Genomic DNA, 18,510 nt, shown 5'->3' with positions numbered 1-18,510 from the left:
TGGTGATGGAACCTGGGGAGGAACGTTGACCGGAAGCTTCGAACAGCGATTGGCCGCGCAATATGGCAGCCTGTCCACGCGTCTGCGTGAGGCGGGCGACTATATCGCGGACAACCCGGTCAATATCGCGACTCGCTCGCTGCGCACGCTCGCAGCTGATTCGAAGCTCGCCCCGGCCACGTTCACCCGCCTTGCGCATGCGCTCGGCTACGAGAATTTCGAGCAGCTGCGCGAAGTGATGCGCGACCAGATCGGCCGCCGCGTTCTGCCCTTCGCGGACCGGGCCGACCGGCTGCAAAAGGACGAAAGCGTTCCCAAGGAAAACTTCCTCAACCGCTACGCAGCGGCGACGCAGGACAATATCGCGGCCCTCGTGGGCACGATCGAACCGGGCCAGATCGAAGCGGTGGCCGATCGCCTCGCCTCGGCGCGGCGCGTGGTGCTGCTGGGCGCGCTCGGCTCCACCGGCATCGCGGAATACACCGCCTATATCGCCAATTTTCTGGGCGACAATTGGGAGCTCGCGGCGCGTTCGGGAGCGTCGCTTGGCGCGACTCTCGCCGGGCTCGACGAACGCGACGCCGTTCTGGTGATTACCAAGCCCCCTTTCGCGCGCTCCTCGATCCGGGGCGCGATCCACGCGCATGAGCAAGGCGCCCATGTCACGCTGATCACCGACAGCCGCAGCTGTCCGGCGCTTCACGCGGCCGACGAAGTCTTCATCGTGCCCACTGACAGCCCGCATTTTTACACGAGTTACGTCGCCACGCTGTTCTTGCTCGAAGCAATACTGGCGCTGGTGGCGAAACGCGCGGGGCCCCGCGCAACCGAACGGATCGCCGAAGTCGAACGGCGCAACAGGCTTCTTGAGGAAGTCTTTGCCCGATGACCGCGGCGTGACCGTAACCCAAGACCCAAACGACCAACGGGAGTCAAAAAATGAAAAAACTCTTCAAACTCGGCCTCGCCGCCGCCGTCGCGGGCGCGTTGAGCGCACCGATGGCGATGGCGAAGGATGAAACCTTCATCACGATCGGCACCGGGGGCGTCACGGGCGTCTACTATCCGACCGGCGGCGCGATCTGCCGCCTGATGAACAAGAACCACAAGGAAACCGGGGTTCGCTGCTCGGTCGAGTCGACCGGCGGTTCGGTCTACAACATCAACACCATCCGCGACGGCGAGCTTGATTTCGGCATCGCCCAATCGGACTGGCAGTACCACGCCTACAAGGGCGACTCGAAATTCGCCGACAAAGGTCCGTTCGAGGGTCTGCGCGCGGTGTTCTCGATCCACCCCGAGCCCTTCACCGTCGTCGCCCGCGCCGATAGCGGCATCAAGAACTTCGCCGATCTCAAGGGCAAGCGCGTGAACATCGGCAACCCCGGCTCGGGCCAGCGCGGCACGATGGAAGTGCTGATGGACGCGATGGGCTGGACGACCTCAGACCTCGCACTCGCGACCGAGCTGAAGGCCTCGGAACAGTCGAAGGCGCTGTGCGACAACCAGATCGACGCGATGGTCTACACCGTGGGCCACCCCTCCGGCTCGATCCAGGAAGCGACCACCTCCTGTGACGCGGTCCTCGTCAACGTGACGGGCGACGCGGTCGACAAGCTCGTCGCAGACAACCCCTATTACGCCACCGCGACCATCCCGGGCGGCATGTATCGCGGCAACCCCGACGACGTGCAGACCTTCGGCGTGCGCGCGACGCTCGTGACCTCGGCCGACGAGCCCGATGATGTCGTCTACGCACTGGTGAAATCGGTCTTCGACAACTTCGACGAGTTCAAGAAGCTGCACCCGGCCTTCGCGCACCTCACCCCCGAGGAGATGGTGACCCAGGGCCTCTCGGCTCCGATCCATCCGGGCGCGCTGAAATACTACAAAGAAAAGGGTTGGATTAAATAAGCCCTTCATAACTTGGGCGGGCGCGCTTGCGTGCCCGCCCTTTTTCGTTTCGTATTTGAGAACATCCCGCACCAAGCGGACGGCCTACTGGGGCCGCAAGGGGGAACGATGGCGGAAAATCGCGCCTTGAACGAACAGGAACTGCAAGAGCTCGTCCAGGCCTCCGACAGCGGGGCGCGCAGCCCCAAGGGTTGGGTCGGTCTCATGGTCGCCATCGTGGCGCTGAGCTGGTCGGTCTTTCAGGTCATGCTGGCCTCGCCGATCGGGCCCTATGTGCTGCCCGGCGACCTGATCAACAACGCGCGCCAGATCCATCTGGCCTATGCAATCTTCCTCTCGGCGATGGCCTATCCGCTGTTCAAGGGATCGCCCAAGACCTACGTACCCTGGTATGACTGGATCCTCGGGGTCGGCGGCGCCCTGCTCGCGATGTATGGCTATTTCTTCTACCAGAAGATCGTCGACAATGGCGGGCTCGCCGATACGACCGACGCCTATGTCTCGCTGGTCGGGCTGGTGCTGCTGTTCATCGCAGCCTATCGCACCCTCGGTCCGGTGATGGTCGGGCTCGCGATCTTCTTCCTGTGCTACGTGTTCTTCGGCTCGTCCGATTTCTTCCCCGAGCAGATCCGCTGGGCCGGCGCGAGCTTGCGCAAGGCGATGTCGCATATGTGGATCACCTCCGAGGGCGTGTTTGGCATCGCGCTCGGGGTATCGACCAAATTCGTCTTCCTGTTCGTGCTGTTTGGCGCTCTTCTCGAAAAGGCCGGCGCGGGCAATTACTTCATCCAGATGGCTTTCGGCGCTCTGGGCCACCTGCGCGGCGGTCCGGCAAAAGCCGCCGTCGTTGGCTCGGCCGCAACCGGCCTGATCTCGGGTTCCTCGATCGCGAACGTGGTCACGACCGGCACCTTCACCATTCCGCTGATGAAACGCGTGGGCTTCTCCGCCGAGAAGGCGGGCTCGGTCGAAGTGGCGTCTTCGGTCAATGGCCAGATCATGCCGCCGGTGATGGGCGCTGCCGCCTTCCTGATGGTGGAATATGTCGGCATCTCCTATCTGGAGGTCATCAAGCACGCCTTCATCCCGGCGATCATCTCCTATATCGCGCTGTTCTACATCGTCCATCTCGAGGCCGTGAAACAGCGCATGCCGACGATCGGCGACCGCGTTGTCTCGGTCTGGCGCACCGCCTTTGGCATGTTCGCCTTCTTCGCGGGTTTCGCCGCGCTGTGCTATGTAACCCAGTTCCCGGTGCAGCTGATTACCTCTCTCGTGCCGGAAGGCGCAGGCTGGATCCTCGCGCTGCTGGTCGCCGTGGCCTATGTCGGGCTCGTCTGGATCGCGGCCAAGGCGCCCGAGCTGGAACCCGACGATCCGAACTCGGAAATCGTGAAGCTGCCGGAGATCAAGGAGATCTACACCGCAGGCCTCTACTACCTGCTGCCGATCGTGGTGCTGGTCTACTTCCTGATGATCGAGCGCAAATCGCCCGGCCTCTCGGCGTTCTGGGCCTCGTTCTTGCTGTTCTTCATCCTGCTGACGCAAAAGCCGCTCAAGGCGATGTTCCGTGGTGAAAGCGCCCCGATGAGCCGCTTCAAGGAAGGCGTGTTCGACCTGATCGGCGGCATGATCGACGGCGCACGCAATATGATCGGGATCGGCCTTGCCACCGCCACCGCCGGGATCATCGTGGGCACCGTCTCGCTGACCGGGATCGGACAGGTGATGGCCGACTTCGTCGAGTTCCTCTCGGGCGGAAACCTGATCCTGATGCTGATCTTCGTGGCGATCCTGTCGCTGATCCTCGGGATGGGCCTGCCGACCACGGCGAACTACATCGTGGTCAGCTCGCTGATGGTCGGCGTTGTCGTCCATCTTGGCGCGCAATCGGGCCTCATCGTGCCACTGATCGCGGTGCACCTCTTCGTGTTCTACTTCGGGATCATGGCCGATGTGACGCCACCTGTGGGGCTTGCCTCCTTCGCGGCGGCGGCCGTTTCAGGCGGCGATGCGATCAAGACCGGCTTCACCGCCTTCTTTTACTCGCTTCGCACCGTCGCCCTGCCCTTCGTGTTCATCTTCAACACCGACCTGCTCTTGATCGACGTGACCTGGTATCAGGCGATCTTCGTCTTCATCATCGCGACGATCGGCATCCTCGTCTTCACCGCGGGCACGATGAACTGGTTCATCACCCGCTCGAAGCTCTGGGAGACGGTGGCGCTGCTGCTGGTGGCGTTCACGCTGTTCCGTCCGGGCTATTTCATGAACATGATCGAGCCGCCTTATACCGAGATCCCGGCCGCCAATATCGTGCAGCGTCTCGATAAGGCGCCGGTCGGGCGCGAACTGCGTCTCGTCTTCTCGGGTCCCGATTACGACACGGGCGTCGAGAAGGACATGACGGTTCTGGTGAAGGTTCCCGAGGGCGCGACCGGTCAGGACAAGCTCGACAAGCTGGGACTGAGCGTGACCGATACTGACGGCAAGATGGTCGCCGACGAGCCGATGTTCGGCACGGAGCTGCAACAGAAACTGCAGGGCTTCGACTTCTACGGCGATAACCCGGTGACGCTGTCGAATGTGAAGGTGCCCAATGACCAGCTCCCGAAAGAGCTGATGTTCATTCCCGCCTTCCTGTTGCTCGGCCTCATCGCCTTCCTGCAATATCGCCGCAAGGAAGACGATGACGCGGCCTTTGCCCAAGGAGAACCCGCATGACCAAGACCATTCTCTGCGCGATCGACATCAACCGCCCCAAGACCGAGCGCAAGGTGCTTGAATGGGCGGCGAAGCTGGCTCGGATGGAAGGAGCCCAGCTAGACGTGATCACGGTGGTGCCCGATTACGGCTCGGCGGTCGTGGGGGCGTTTTTCTCGGACGATCACACCGCCAGGGCCAAGGAGCATGCCCATGACCTGCTCGCTCAGTTCGTGGGCGAGGTGATCGGCGCCGAGGCCAACGCCAATGTGCGCCATATCGTGGGCGTCGGCACCGCCTATCACGAGATCATCAGCGTCGCCGAAAAGGATGGCGCGGATATGATCGTGCTGGGCGCGCATCGCCCCGATCTCAGCGACTACCTGCTCGGCCCGAATGCCGCGCGGGTGGTGCGCCACTCGAACTGCTCGGTCTTTGTGGTGCGTTAAGACCCGGACAGACGGCACTTGGGGCGGGGCGCAGCGTGCAAAACGCCGCGCCTCGTTCTCATTTGAAGCCATCGATGCGCGAACTAGGCTGCGGGCCGATAGCTCGCGGCCGCGGCCCGCCCCGCAAGCACGCAAGCCCCGGCGATCTCGGCGCGCCGGGCAGTCGAATACTCCGCAGGCATCCGCAGCGCCGCATAGCGCCGCCCATCCTCGTCATTGCGATAGATCGGACCCATGCGGCTCACATCGTAGCCGAGCTGGCGCAACGCCCGCATCAGCGCGAGGGAGGACAGACAGATCAGCTCGCTCGCGCCGCGTGCGATCGCCCGCTCCACCAGACCGTCGACGATCATCCGCAGACAGGCGGCGCGCTCGGCATGGGTGGTGAGCGTCTCCGAGATCACGAGGCGAGTGCATTCCCAGACCTCGGGACTGGCGATCTCGTCAGGCAGGATCTCTGGCGGGATATGGGGCAGCTTGCCCAGATGGGCGTCGCGCAACATGTAGGTACTGCCGCCCCAGATCGCCGCGGTGGACATTGCCCGGGCCCCGCCAACGACCCGCCCGTCCCTCAGAACGAGCGAGTAATGGGCAAGCGGCGTGTCGTATTGATCCATCTCGACCTCGTCGTTATGGGGCACATCCCAGCCCAGTTCGTCGACGAAGACTTGCTTGCGCAGCCGCAAAAAATCGTAAAATGCGGCGCCGAAGCGGTGAAGTTCCGAAAATTCAAAAGTGCAGTTCTGCATTGGGTTCTCCTTCTGGATACCCAATCGAAACCATCAATTTATGAACAATTCACCATTTTAGGTTGAGCTATTTTAAATCAGTCGCCTTGAGGTTGCAATGGCCAGCATTTCGATGGCGTTCTTCGCACCGAGCTTGCGCGAGGCCGAAGTCAGCCGCGCCTTAACCCCGCTTTCACTGATATCAAGCTCTGCCGCGATCTGCTTGATCAACAGGCCGTCCGCACGGAAGCGGATCGCCTCCAGCTCGGCCGCGGTGAGCGAGCGGCCCGACGCATCGAGGTGCATATCGCGCAGCGTGGCGAAAACCTCATCAAGCTCCGCGTCGGTGAAATCCCGATCCGCGCGGAACAGAACCGCATAGCTGCGCCGCCCGACATCACGGGGATCACTGAAAGAGACCGTGGCACCGAAGCGCAGCCCCATCTCGCGCGCCATCTGCTGCACCCCGCGCGGATCTTCGAGCGTCATGTCACCCCAGCGCACCCAGCCGAGATTGCCGTAAATCCAGCGCATGGAAGGATCCTGGACCACCAGCCCTTCTTGCGTGTAGCGATCGACCCAGGCGCAATCGAGACGGTTAAGCTCGGACTCGGGAAAGGCATAACCCACGCGCAGCGCGACATAAAAGCCCGCTGGCGCTAGTACCTGGAGACGTGTATCGCAGTCCCTGAGATCCATCAGTTGGTCAAACCACTTGCGCTCCGAGTCCACTCGCCCTACCGTTTCGGGGTCGCAGTCGGGCCAGACAGGAACAACCTAAAGACGATCACCGGCGATGAAAACAGCAAACCGTCAAGAAATAGCTACGACGCTCGACGAATTGCGCGCGATCTGTGACACCGGTTTCGCGCTTGCCTTGCACATTCGGTTCACGCGCCCGAACATCCTTTATCGCACATATCCGCAGAAATGGCTCGACTATTACAGTGATCGCGGGATGATGATCGAGGATCCTGTCGTGCTCTGGGGTCTGCGTGAGACCGGGATGGTCCGCTGGGCTGATCTGCCCGATCCTGCCGGCATCGTCGCCGAGGCCGAGGCGTTCGGCTTGCGCAATGGCCTGACCTGTTCCGTCGGCCCGAACAGCTCCCGGTCGATCTCGGGTTTCACCCGCAGTTCCGGACCGTTCAGCGATGGTGAGGCCGAACATCTTCTGGCCCTGACCCAGCGTCTTCACGACATGACGGAAAACCTCTCCGATCTCTGAAAACAGCCACCCGGAAGGTTGTGAAAAATCCCGATTTTCAGTTTGTTGCTGCGCCTAGAGAGGATCGCCACGCCCTGAATGCGCCGCGCCGCGGCGAATCGTTCCTCTGCAGGAGAAAGCAAAGAGGAAAGGGACAGGTATTCACAAAACACAACTTACGCGTGTTTTTTTCATATTTTCAGATACCACTTTTAGACAATCCCGTGTGAGAATACCCAGCCTCCCCGCTGTTTTCCTTGATCTGCGTTAAAGACGTTACCTAAGCTATTGAATATCGTTAACTCAGGGATCCGACGGGAGTGCCGTTACCCTCCTGTGCTGCCAGCAGGAGCGGTGTATGTTCCGTGGGAGGCCCTGTTCTTTCTGTGGGGGGAAGGACAATGACGAAACTGTCGCGTTTTGACATGCGCAATCGCGCGAGACGTGAAAGAAGGACAGCGCTGCGTTGTCTAATAACCGGTGGGGCGGGATTTCTTGGATCTCACCTGAGTGATCGGTTGATAGAGGGAGGGCATTCGGTGATCTGCGTCGACAACCTCCAGACGGGCCGACTGCGTAACATCGCCCATCTGCTGGGCCATCCCGCTTTCGAATACCGACAGCACGACGTGATCGCGCCGCTCGAAATCGCGGGTCCGATCGACCGGATTTACAACCTGGCCTGCGCGGCCTCGCCGCCCAAATATCAGCGCGACCCGATTCACACCTTCCAGACCTGCGTGCTCGGTATTCTCAACATGCTGGACTTGGCCGAGCGCAAGGGGGCCCGCATCCTTCAGGCCTCGACCTCCGAAGTCTATGGCGACCCCGAGATCAGCCCGCAGCCCGAAGGTTATCGCGGCGCAGTCAATACGGTCGGCCCGCGTTCTTGCTATGACGAAGGCAAGCGCGCCGCCGAAACCGTCATGCATGATTTCCACGAGGCGCGCGGCGTCGATATCCGCATCGCACGGATCTTCAACACTTACGGGCCGCGCATGGATCCCGGCGACGGTCGCGTGGTCTCGAACTTCGTCACCCAGGCGCTCTCGGGCAAGCCGATAACGATCTACGGAGACGGGATGCAGACCCGCTCGCTGTGCTTCATGAAAGACCTGATCACGGGGCTGATCGCGTTGATGGAAAGCCAAAGCGCCGGACCCGAGCCCGTCAATCTGGGCAACCCCTGCGAATTCCACGTGAACGAGATCGCGCGGATCGTGCGCGAGGCCTGCGCCTCGCATTCGCCGATCGTTCACAGCAAACGCTCCACTGACGACCCCCATCAACGCTGCCCCGATATCGGCCGCGCCAAGGCTGCCTTGAGCTGGGAACCGACGACCAGCTTCGCGGAGGGACTTATTCCGACGATTGCCTATTTCCGTTCGGAACTGGGCGGCGTTGAGCCGGAGCTTGGAGGCGCTGCATGATCCTGCGCCCGCAGGTCCGCGCCGCTCAGGCGGCAGGTTATCTTGCTCCGGTGCTGAACCGCCGGCAGACTTGGCTGTATGGCACGCTCTTCGCGCTCTGGCTGGCCGCCACCGGCTTCTTCTGGAACTGGTGGTTGGAGCCTGCGAAGATTCTTGGCTGGGTGCCCTATCTCGCGATCACGGCGGTGCTGGTCTGGCTCGTGGCAATGCAGCTCTATTTCATGGTCGTCTTTCTGCACGCCCGTAAATCCGTCTCCCCCGATCCCGAACCCGGCCGCTGGCGGGTTGCGATGATCACGACGAAAACCCCGTCCGAGCCCTTCTCGGTTGTGCGCAGAACCCTCGAGGCGATGCTCGCACAAGACTATCCGCACGACACCTGGCTCGCCGATGAAGATCCCTCGCCGGACACGCTTGCCTGGTGCGCCGCGCATGGGGTGAAAGTCTCTTCGCGCAAAGGGATCGAGGACTATCACCGCAGCGACTGGCCGCGCCGCACGCGCTGCAAGGAAGGCAATCTCGCCTATTTCTACGATCAATGGGGCTATGACGACTACGACATCGTCAGCCAGCTCGACTCCGATCACGTTCCCGAACCGGGCTACCTGCGCGAGATGCTGCGCCCCTTCGACGACCCGGAGGTGGGCTATGTCAGCGCGCCCTCGATTTGCGCGGCAAATGCCGAAAACAGCTGGGCGGCGCGCACGCGGCTTTACTCCGAAGCAGCGTTCCACGGCGTTCTGCAAGCAGGCTATACCGGTGCGCTCGCCCCGATGTGCATCGGCTCGCATTACGCGGTGCGCACGGTCGCGCTGAAAGAGGCGGGCGGTCTGGGGCCGGAACTCGCCGAAGATCACTCGACCACGATGCTCATCAACGCTGCAGGCTGGCGGGGCGTGCATGCGATCGATGCGATCGCGGTGGGCGACGGCCCGGCCACAGTCAGCGATCTGATTACGCAGGAGTTCCAGTGGTCGCGTTCGCTGCTGACGCTGCTGTTGCGCTACACGCCAGGTTATCTCTCGCGCCTTCCCGCGCGGCTGAAGTTCCTCTTCGTGCTCTGCCAGATCTGGTATGTCTTCTTCGCGCTCGCGATGGCGACCATGTATGTCGCGCCGATCGTCGCGCTAACCTTCGATATCCGTTTTGCCGATGTCACCTTCCCCGCCTTTGTCGGCCACGCTCTCCCGGCAGCGATCGTCATGGTGATCTTCGCCTACCGGATCCGCCGCGATGGCCTGATGCGCCCGAAGACCGCCAAGATCATCGCTTGGGAGAAAGCCCTCTTCGTGATGATGCAATGGCCGTGGGTGCTCTCGGGCTGCGCGATGGCAGTCTATGACCGGGTCTCGGGCAAATTCGTCGATTTCCGCATCACGCCAAAAGGCGAAGCCGCCTCGACGGCGCTGCCGGGTCGGGTGATCGCGGTCTATGCGGGCCTTGCACTCGGGGCAATCCTGCCCGTCTTGCTGACAAGCCATGTCACCGAGGCCCGTGGCTTCTATCTGCTGTCGCTCTTCAACGCCGCCTTCTATTTCGCGCTGCTCAGCGTGATCTTCGGCGCCCGCGCCCGCCGCATCGCGGGCAACTGGCAACTCTGGTCGCGCGACATCGGGATGCAGATGGGTACACTGAGTCTGATCGTGGCGCTCGGGATCGCAGCGATCTGGATGCGGGGGAATGAAAGCCTGCTGGCATTGATGATCGGTCTGCAATCGGTCCAGCTGACGAAAGTGGAATATGTGGTTTCGGGCGCCGGAATGGGCGCGCCGGGCCAAACGAGATATCGCGTAAGCCCGGGATGGAAAAAGTGACCCGGGCAGCGATTATGTAGGAGGGAAATGGTATGAAACACCAAAACATAACGCGCCGCGACCTGATGGCCGGAGCGGCGGCTTTGGGCCTGTCCCTGTCGGTCCGACAGGCGCAGGCAGCTACGACCGTCGAGGTCCCCCCCGGCACCCTCCCTTTCGGCGTCTATGACCCCGACGGGGATTTCGCCGACAAGACCGGCGTCGTCATCGAACACCTCTTCCTGCCCTGGGAAGATGTGTACCTTCCGTCGCTCAACGATGCGGATGAATATGCGCTCGCACGCAACCGCGCGCTGCTCATCACGCTCGAGCCCTGGACCTGGTCGCGTTCCGAACGCAACACGGCACAATATCTGCGCCGTGGCATCGAGCGGGGCGAATATGATCCGAACATGATCGCGATCGCGGAAGTGCTGGCGACGCTGAAAAGCCCTGTCACGTTGCGCTTTGCCCATGAGATGGACGACAAGACCGGGCAGTTCATCTGGTCGGACTGGAAACCCGAGGATTACATTTCGGCCTATCGCCGGATGACGGATCTAGCCAAGAAATACGCGCCCAACATCTCGCTGATGTGGTCGCCGCTCGGGGACGAGGACATGGCCTCGTACTATCCGGGCGACGAGTATGCCGACATCATCGGCCTGACTGTCTTCGGGCTTCAGGCCTGGGATCAGGCGAAGTACGGCCGCGATCGGACGTTCGATGACATCTTCCGCCCGCGCTACGAGCGTGCCGCAGCTTTCGGCAAGCCCGTCGCGGTGGCCGAGCTCGGCTATGTGGGCGATCAGGCCTATGTCGACATGTGGAAGAACCGCGTGCGCGAAGAGAAGCCCGACTACCCGAGCCTCGTGGGCGTCAGCTATTTCAACCAGGTCGAGGTTTATCCCTGGCCGGAGGGCTTTGGCACGCCGGACTGGCGAATCAAGAACCAGGTTCTGAGCTGACCTACCATCCCTAGCGGCAATTTTTTGCCGACAGGGGCTGATCACGACAAGATGTTGATGCCGCGCAGGAAATTGACCTGCGCGGCATTTTTCATTTGCGCCATGAAAGCGCCACCTTTCCGCCGCGGGAACAACAACCTTGACCGGTAACGTTTGATCAACCAAACCTGCGTTTAATGAGAACGAAACGGACCGTCCTCGCCGAATGCGGGAATGGCCTAGTGATCGCAACTCGGCAGAGCAGGATAATGATGCAGAACACGATCTTTCGTGCCGCAGCCGCCGGCCTTTTCGCGGCTACTCTGGTTATCGCAGCCCCCTTCGGCGCAGCCAGTGCACAGCAGACTGGGATGCTTGAAATCTCGCCGATCAAGGTCGCGGTGAAAAGCGCGGCAGGCAAGGGCAGCGCCCGCTTCGACTGGCTCGCGGGCCGCAAGAGCGATGCGCAACCCGCCCAGCGCGTCTCGACCCGCCGCGCGCCCGGCACCGGCAGCTGGATTTGCTCGCCCTCGGGCTTTGGTTCGAAATCGCGCTGCTACCAGCGCTGATCAGCCGCTCCAGACCAATCAGCTTTACGGCCCCCTCGGGGCCGTTTTGCGTTTTCCCACTCAGGGCTGCGGGAAGCTGACCGTGCAATCGATCCCGGCAGGCAGCTTGCCCTCGGGATTGGCCAGCGCCAGACGCACACCGAACGTGTCCGAGGCCGCGTCGAAGACCTTGTCGACCACGATTACCTTCGCATCATACTCGCCGCCGACCGGCGCAGCCGGATAGACCCGCGCCACCTGCCCCGCCTTGACCTGATCATACATCGAGGTTGGCAAGAACACCTCCACGTGGAGCGGGTCGATCTGGGCAAGCTGGGCGACAGGGGTTTGCGAATAGACATATTCACCCGGCCCCATCATCCGCGTAATCACGATCCCGTCGATCGGCGAGCGGATCTCGCGCCGCTCGAGCTGCGCCTCGACCCGTTCAAGATCGAGCTTGGCGAGGTTCTGGTCGAGCTCTGCGGCGCGCAACTCCAGCTGCGCCACCTCGGCACTGGTCTGGGCCTCCTGCACCTGGGCATCGGCCATGACGTTGCGCTTGCCCATCTCGGTCGCCCGGTCCGCGGCTTTCTGCAACAGCGTGACTTTCGATCGAGCGATCTCGATCGGCCCCATATCCTGCGCCCGCTCGCGGGCATAGGTGAGCTGCGCCTCCTCGGCTTTCGATTCCAGCTTCGCGATCATGTCGCCCGCCTTCACGCTGTCGCCACGCGACACGAAGACCTGTTCGATGACCCCGTCCGTGGCCGAGCCGATCTCGAGCACCTGGCTCGGGTCGATCAGACAATCGAACCGCTCCGCCTCCTGCGCGAGCGCCGCCCCGGGACCAAGCGCCAGAAGAAATACGATCGGCTTCAAAGTCATGTCGGTCCCTTTCTCAATTCCCCCTGCCGCTGAAGGCGAGCAGGTCTTCCAGACTGTCATCGGCGCGCAAGAGGTTCTTGCGGATACCGGAATGGCGCGCCTCGGTCGCGCGCTGCGCAAGCCGGGTGAGAGGCGCGCCTATGAACCAGGGCACGCGCCCTGCCCCACCCGCAAAAGCCCGACTGAGCCGCGCGAGATGTTCACCGTAAAAGACCCGCATCAGGTCATCCTCGAGCGAGACGAAGGTGATGAAACTCCCCGGATCGCCCTGACGCCCACAGCGGCCGAAAAGTTGCCGGTCGATCCGCCGCGCATCATGGCGGCCCGTAGCGATCACATGCAGGCCGCCAAGGTCGCGCATCTGCTGGTCGATGCGGATATCGGTGCCGCGCCCAGCCATGTTCGTGGCTACCGTGATCCGGCCATGCCCGCCCGCCTCAGCGATAATATGCGCCTCGTGCTCGGTCTCGCGCGCATTGAGCACACGATGGGTGAAGCCCTCTTCGGTCAGGAGCGCGGAAATCTCCTCGGAGGCATGGATCGATTGCGTCCCGATCAGGATCGGGCGGCCTTGCAGATGGACGCGCTTCGTCTCCGCCAGCACCGCGCGCCATTTCTGCTCGGCCGTCGCATAATGACGCTCACCGAGGTTCTTGCGCCGCGAGGGCCGGTTTGTCGGGATGCGTTTCGTGCGCAGACGATAGACCGCGCGCAGCTCCCCCGAGACCTCGGCCGCCGTGCCGGTCATGCCTGCCAGCGTCAGGTAGCGGCGGAAGAAGCGCTGATAGGAAATGCGGATTAGGGTCTCCTGCCGACCCGTGATCTCGCAGCCTTCCTTCACCTCGATCATCTGGTGCAGGCCCCGTTCCCACGAACGGTCCGCCATCACCCGACCGGTATATTCATCGACGATCTGCACACCCGCATCATCGACGATATAATGCTTGTCGCGGTGATAGAGATGCAGTGCCGAGAGCGCCTGTCGACCGAGTTCCTCGCGGTGGATCTCGGTCGCCCACACGCCACCGAAATGCGCGCTCAGTTGGCGCAACCGTGCCTTGCCGAGATCGGTCAGATCGACCTTCCATTCCTTCTCGCGGATGGTGAAATCGCGCGGGCGTTCCAGCTTGCGACCGATTTCGACCGCGCGGCGGTAGGTTTGCTCCAGCCCGGAATGATCGCCGGCCCGCGTGATGATCAGCGGTGTGCGCGCCTCATCAATAAGTACGGAATCCGCCTCATCCACGATCGCATAGCACAGGCCCCGCATCATGAGCCGGGTGCGCTTCGGATCCACCTTCGACAGACCTTCAAGCGCCATGTGCAAAGACCGCGTCTCGCCTTCCAGCACCAGCCGGTCCTTGAGATAGTCGAAGGCGAGCTGCTTGTTGGTGCAATAGCAGATGTCGCAGGCATAGGCGGCCTGCCGTTCCTCGGGGCTCAGCCCCTCGATGATCACGCCAACGCTGAGACCAAGCGCACGATAGAGCGGCCCCATCCACTCCGCATCGCGCGCGGCGAGGAAATCATTGACCGTCACCACATGCACCGGCACGCCCGACAGCGCCATGATCGCGGCGGGAAGCGTAGCGGTGAGGGTCTTGCCCTCGCCGGTATCCATCTCGGCGATCCGGCCGCGCAGCATCGCGCGGCCGCCCAGAAGCTGCACATCGAAGGGGCGCATCTGCAAACTACGCTCGGCCTGGATCCGCACCAGCGCGAAGGCGCGCGCCACGAGATCCGCGCGCAGCCCCTTCACCCGCAGCGCCTGCGCGATCTCGACCCTTGTACGGTTGAACTCATGCGCCTCAAGCGCGGCCAGCGCCTTTTCCTCTTTCCCCACCTGCCTCAAGAAGCCCGCCCCAAAAGCCGATTTCACCGCGAAGAATTGCGACACACGCCCGACCGCGCTCGCCATCAACCGGTCGAGCGTGCCGAGGCGTTCATCCTCGCGCTCGGGGTAGAAGGCGGTCAGCAGACCGGGGCGCTGCAGCAGGTTCTCAGACATTGTAGAGCCTCAGGAACAGCTGGCGCAGCGAGCGGTAGGCCTGAAAGCCGATCGGCAGCGTGCCATGCGAGAAGCGCACCTCGACCCGCCGCCCCAGAAGCGGCAGCGCGGCCTCGGGCGGCATCTCCAGCTCGAACTCGAAGACACGCTCCAGCGTGCGCAGCCCTTGCCGGTCGGTCGGATCGACCGGCACCGTGCCTCCGCCTTGCAGGCCAAGCGCCGGGGTGGGCAGGTCCATAACCCCGCCGGGCACCTCGCGCACCATCGTCGCGGGAAAGCTCTGACCGCCATATTCGACCGGCATCACATCCACCCGGCCCGTCGCATTGCGCACCAGATCCACGTCGTTTTGATCAACGACAACGCGCAGCGCGGCGGTGTCCTCCTCGGTCAGCACATAGCCGATGACCTGCCCCCGCTTGGCAAAGCGCCCCTCCAGATCCGCGCCATTGGGGATCACGGCGAGCCCCGAGCGCGGCGCACGGATTGCAAGCTCGTCGATCTGTTCGGCCAGCCGCGCACGGTCCTCGCGTGTGGCGGCGATCTCCGCCGAGATCATCTCTGCCTGCACCCGGTCCGAGCGCATCGCGGCCTGACGTTGCAGCTCCAGCCCGGCAAGCTGCGAGTCGAGCACCTCGAGCCGCGCACGCAGGAGTGGGTCATCAAGCGCGATCATCACCTCGCCCGGCTTCACCTCGTCATAGGTCGCGACCGGCACCTCTTTCACGAAGCCGCTCGTGCCAACGCGCACCTGCGCCTGTTCGGCGGGCCAGGTCACGCCGCTGACCACGGATCGGTAAGGCGCGGGCAAGACGAAAAGCACGATGACGAGCGCGGCGATCAACCCGGTTGTGACGAGCACCGCGCGGGGCCGGTTGGAACGGAGTTTCGGACTGGAAGACAGGAAGGACATGGATTTGCCTATGGGCACGAGGATCTGCGTCGTGATCGCCCAGATCGCCAGAACCACGCCGATCGCGAAGAACCGGCCGGCGATATAGGTGATGATCGCGAACATGATGAAGATGCGGTAGATGAAGGCGGCGAGACCGTAGACCACAAACCAGCGCTTTTCGGCGGGCATCGAGGTGACGGGCTCGGCCTCTTTCATCCCGAAGAGGTATTTCTGCGCGAGATAGCCGTAATAGCGGTTCGCACGCTGGCCGAGATTGGGGATCTCCAGCCAGTCGGCAAAGACGTAATAGCCATCGAAGCGCAGCAGCGGATTGCCGTTGAACAGCAGCGTCGAGACGCCCCCGATCAGCATCACGTTATAGGCGACCGCATGGGCCGCGCCGGTCTCGGCATTGAGCCAGACGAACAGCGCGATCGAGGCGAGAAACAGCTCCACCATGATCCCGATCCCGCCCACCAGCATCCGCTGATACTTGTCACGCAGGGCCGAAGCGGCCGAGGCATCGACGTAAGGAACCGGCACCAGCACCAGCAGCATGATCCCGATCTCATGGACCTCGCCGCCATTCTTCTTCACCGCATAGCCGTGGCCCAATTCGTGAAATGCCTTCACCACCGGATAGACCAGCCAAAGGACGAAGAGGTTCTTCGGCGTCAGCACGCGGTCCGCGATATTGTCCGTGATCGCACCGAAATTCGCCGCCGCCACGAGCAGGCCCGTGAGCACGACAAGCACCCAGATCACCGCGAAGGTGCGCGTGAAGAATGGGCGCACGAAGGGCATGGTGCGGGTCAGGAATTCGTCCGGATCCCAGATCGGGATGCGGATCGCGAGCGGCGACCAGATCTTCTGCTTGAGCTGCATCGACTGGTGGCGCTGGTAACGGCGGAACAGCTCCCGCCCGTCGGGCGGCACGTCGCAGATCAACGCGTCTGCCGCGTGCAACTGCCCCATCAGCCGGATTGCCTCATCCTGCGTGGGCGCCTTCTCTCCGAGCTGTTCGTTTGTGGTGTTCCACAGCTCGTCCATCGTCCGTTGACCGTTCATCAGACCGACCAGCCGCCAGGCGGCGGGGGACAGCCGATGGAAGCGGCCCGTCGCGATATCCTGGATCACGAACCAGACCCGGCCGCGATAATCGTGGCGATGGATCTCGACATGACGACGCAGCCGCGGCTTGAGATCCTTCACCCGATACCAGGACGGAGAGAAGAGCGAGGTGGCCATCTCACGGCCACCAGGACCAGAGCGTCATCCGCACCCACAAGACGATATTGCGCGTCCAGATCCAGACGAGGCGATGCTCGGCCACCTCGACCTTTGCCACGCCTTCCATCCCCGGGCGCAAGGCGCGGATCGGCCCGTCGGTGACCGAGGCCTCGACGATGAACTTGTTCGTGCCCGCCTCCGCCGTCGAGATCGGCGTGATCCGGTCGACCTTCACTTCGATCGGTGTATCGGGTAGCGCGGCCAGCACCAGTGCCCCGCTCTCGCCGGCCTTCACATCCTTCACGTCGCGCTCATCGACGCGCAGCATCACCCGGTAATCGTCGAGCGGCGCCACCTGGAACAGCACGTCGCCGCGCTCGATCGGGGCGCCGAGCGCTTGGGTCAGATCGCCCGAGACGACGACCCCGTCGAAGGGCGCCCGGATCACCATCCGCGCGATCTCCTGATCGATCAGTTCAAGCTGCGCATCGGCCTGCTCGATCTGACTTTGCAGGATCAGCGCCTTGGCTCGCTCGCGCTTGGCCATGGCCTCGGAATATTCGCGGCTCTGCTTGGATTTCTGGGTCTCCCATTTCAGCCGCTCGAGCCGCAGGTCGCGGTCATCGAGCCGCGCCATCACATCGCCCGCCTTCACGAGGTCGCCCGCGCGCGCGTCGGCCTCGGCAAGATAGCCCTCGATCGGAGCCGAAATCGCGCGCTGGATACGTCCTTCGATCACCGCATCGGCGGTCACGCGATACATACCCTTGGCGAACCACGCGAAAGCCAGAACCGCGACAAGCACGATCGCACCCAGCTTCAGCGCGGCATGGTTGGGCCCGACCAGCGCCTTGAACGTGTTGACCGAAGCTTCCCATGTCTTCGCCGGCAGCCAGCGATCCTCGCGCCGTTTGATCGACAGAACCGGCCCCAGCAGGACGCCCGCATATTCCGCCATCTGGATCGTATCGGTCGAGAAAGGCTCACCTGCGGGACGCTCCAGCACCAGCGCGCCGACGAGTTTCTTGTCCTCAGTCAGCGGCACCGTGCAAAGCGTCGCGCCGCCTTCGGTTTCCGACAGCGCCGCATGGGCGCGCAACACGCGTTCAGGACCACCATCTTGAGGCGGATAACTCAGCACCGCCTGCTGATCGATCGCCTCATCCATCGCCGCTTCGATCGCGCGCACGAGGTTGGAGCGCTTGCCGAAACTTGCCGAGTTCGACAGTGCGCGCACCCGCGCATGGCGCCCGCGCGTGAGGCCGATCGCCACCAGTTCGCAACCCAGCACACCTGCCAGTTCGGACGCGACCGCCGTCGCGGCTTCGGTAAACCGTTCATGGTGCAGACTGGTCGCAAGCAACTCGATCACCGAGGCGAGACTATCGCCTGAGCCACCCTGCTTGCGGCGCAAGAAGGCCTCCAGCCAACCCGAACCCCATTGCAGCTGGTCGATCGCGAGATCCACGCGCGCCTCGGGCCCGACCCCGACGAGAATGGCCGCCGCCCCGCGCAATTGTCCCTCGAGCCGGATCGGCACCGCAATCGCGGCACCGCCCTCGCTCAGCGTCTCGATCACCAGCCGCCCGGCATGGAGCGCACCATCGACCGCCGTCATCAATTCGCGTTTGGGCTTGGCCGCATCGGGCCAGATCGCGGCGGGCTCGAAACGGCTCCGCCCGAGCCCCGCCAGAACCACAACGCCCTGTTCGAGCCCCGTGGTCTGTTTCGCCATGGAAGAGAGCCAAGCTTGCGCAACCTGCGCCCGAT

General features: G+C 63.0%; 15 protein-coding genes. 9 read left to right on the top strand and 6 right to left on the bottom strand.

Translation table 11 applies throughout. The features are described 5' to 3' along the window. The first annotated feature begins 25 nt into the window (after positions 1 to 25). The 4 genes from TP2_RS00650 to TP2_RS00635 all read left to right on the top strand — a co-directional run bounded on the left by TP2_RS00650 (position 26) and on the right by TP2_RS00635 (position 5,066). A complete protein-coding gene (locus tag TP2_RS00650; protein ID WP_240473675.1) occupies positions 26 to 889 on the top strand; it encodes a MurR/RpiR family transcriptional regulator in 864 nt (287 codons plus the stop codon). Between the two features lie 50 nt (positions 890 to 939). Continuing rightward, the gene (locus TP2_RS00645; RefSeq protein ID WP_038072282.1) at positions 940 to 1,914 is read left to right on the top strand and encodes a TAXI family TRAP transporter solute-binding subunit; all 975 of its coding nucleotides are present in this window, start codon (positions 940 to 942) and stop codon (positions 1,912 to 1,914) included. 108 nt (positions 1,915 to 2,022) lie between these two features. Further along, positions 2,023 to 4,638 carry a TRAP transporter permease gene (locus tag TP2_RS00640; RefSeq protein WP_038072279.1) on the top strand — a complete coding sequence of 872 codons (2,616 nt, stop codon included), beginning with the start codon at positions 2,023 to 2,025 and terminating at the stop codon, positions 4,636 to 4,638. After that, entirely contained in the window at positions 4,635 to 5,066 is a 432-nt protein-coding gene (locus TP2_RS00635; protein WP_038072276.1) for a universal stress protein, read from the top strand. Before TP2_RS00640 ends, TP2_RS00635 begins: the two co-directional genes overlap by 4 nt. An 83-nt stretch (positions 5,067 to 5,149) precedes the next feature. Here the strand turns inward: TP2_RS00635 and TP2_RS00630 are convergent, their stop codons facing one another. Together TP2_RS00630 and TP2_RS00625 are read right to left on the bottom strand one after the other, a co-directional pair. Continuing rightward, complete coding sequence (locus TP2_RS00630) at positions 5,150 to 5,815, bottom strand: acyl-homoserine-lactone synthase (RefSeq protein WP_038072273.1); 666 nt, start codon at positions 5,813 to 5,815, stop codon at positions 5,150 to 5,152. A 72-nt stretch (positions 5,816 to 5,887) separates the two neighbouring features. Then, positions 5,888 to 6,493, bottom strand: coding sequence for a helix-turn-helix transcriptional regulator (locus TP2_RS00625; protein WP_157617009.1), 606 nt, complete (start codon positions 6,491 to 6,493; stop codon positions 5,888 to 5,890). Positions 6,494 to 6,590: 97 nt separating this feature from the next. Between TP2_RS00625 and TP2_RS00620 the strand changes: the two genes are divergently transcribed. From TP2_RS00620 to TP2_RS00600, 5 genes are all read left to right on the top strand, one after another. Then, positions 6,591 to 7,022, top strand: a complete 432-nt coding sequence (locus TP2_RS00620; protein ID WP_051692084.1) for an autoinducer binding domain-containing protein — start codon at positions 6,591 to 6,593, stop codon at positions 7,020 to 7,022. Between the two features lie 380 nt (positions 7,023 to 7,402). Further along, a complete protein-coding gene (locus tag TP2_RS00615; protein ID WP_084713753.1) occupies positions 7,403 to 8,431 on the top strand; it encodes a GDP-mannose 4,6-dehydratase in 1,029 nt (342 codons plus the stop codon). Beyond that, positions 8,428 to 10,245 (top strand): glycosyltransferase family 2 protein, encoded by a 1,818-nt coding sequence (locus tag TP2_RS00610; RefSeq protein ID WP_051692083.1) that lies wholly within the window; start codon positions 8,428 to 8,430, stop codon positions 10,243 to 10,245. Before TP2_RS00615 ends, TP2_RS00610 begins: the two co-directional genes overlap by 4 nt. A gap of 32 nt (positions 10,246 to 10,277) precedes the next feature. After that, positions 10,278 to 11,192, top strand: a complete 915-nt coding sequence (locus tag TP2_RS00605) for a glycoside hydrolase family 26 protein (protein ID WP_038072269.1) — start codon at positions 10,278 to 10,280, stop codon at positions 11,190 to 11,192. A gap of 251 nt (positions 11,193 to 11,443) precedes the next feature. Continuing rightward, positions 11,444 to 11,740, top strand: a complete 297-nt coding sequence (locus TP2_RS00600; protein ID WP_038072265.1) for a hypothetical protein — start codon at positions 11,444 to 11,446, stop codon at positions 11,738 to 11,740. Between the two features lie 60 nt (positions 11,741 to 11,800). On the opposite strand, the gene TP2_RS00595 is transcribed toward TP2_RS00600, so the two are convergent. From TP2_RS00595 to TP2_RS00580, 4 genes are read right to left on the bottom strand one after another with little or no spacing between them, the layout of a single operon-like run. Beyond that, positions 11,801 to 12,607, bottom strand: coding sequence for an efflux RND transporter periplasmic adaptor subunit (locus TP2_RS00595; RefSeq protein WP_051692082.1), 807 nt, complete (start codon positions 12,605 to 12,607; stop codon positions 11,801 to 11,803). Between the two features lie 13 nt (positions 12,608 to 12,620). Beyond that, on the bottom strand, positions 12,621 to 14,615 hold the full coding sequence (locus TP2_RS00590; RefSeq protein ID WP_038072262.1) for a preprotein translocase subunit SecA: 1,995 nt from the start codon (positions 14,613 to 14,615) through the stop codon (positions 12,621 to 12,623). Next, on the bottom strand, positions 14,608 to 16,758 hold the full coding sequence (locus tag TP2_RS00585; RefSeq protein ID WP_038072259.1) for a biotin/lipoyl-binding protein: 2,151 nt from the start codon (positions 16,756 to 16,758) through the stop codon (positions 14,608 to 14,610). The genes TP2_RS00590 and TP2_RS00585 overlap by 8 nt, the downstream gene beginning before the upstream one ends. A 1-nt stretch (position 16,759) precedes the next feature. Further along, positions 16,760 to 18,475, bottom strand: a complete 1,716-nt coding sequence (locus TP2_RS00580; protein ID WP_051692081.1) for a GAF domain-containing protein — start codon at positions 18,473 to 18,475, stop codon at positions 16,760 to 16,762. Positions 18,476 to 18,510 lie beyond the last annotated feature (35 nt).

The sequence above is a fragment of the Thioclava pacifica DSM 10166 genome (assembly GCF_000714535.1).
In the GTDB taxonomy this organism is placed as follows: domain Bacteria; phylum Pseudomonadota; class Alphaproteobacteria; order Rhodobacterales; family Rhodobacteraceae; genus Thioclava; species Thioclava pacifica.
The sequence above is the reverse complement of the archived record's forward strand: the minus strand, read 5'-3'. Positions and strand labels throughout refer to the sequence as shown.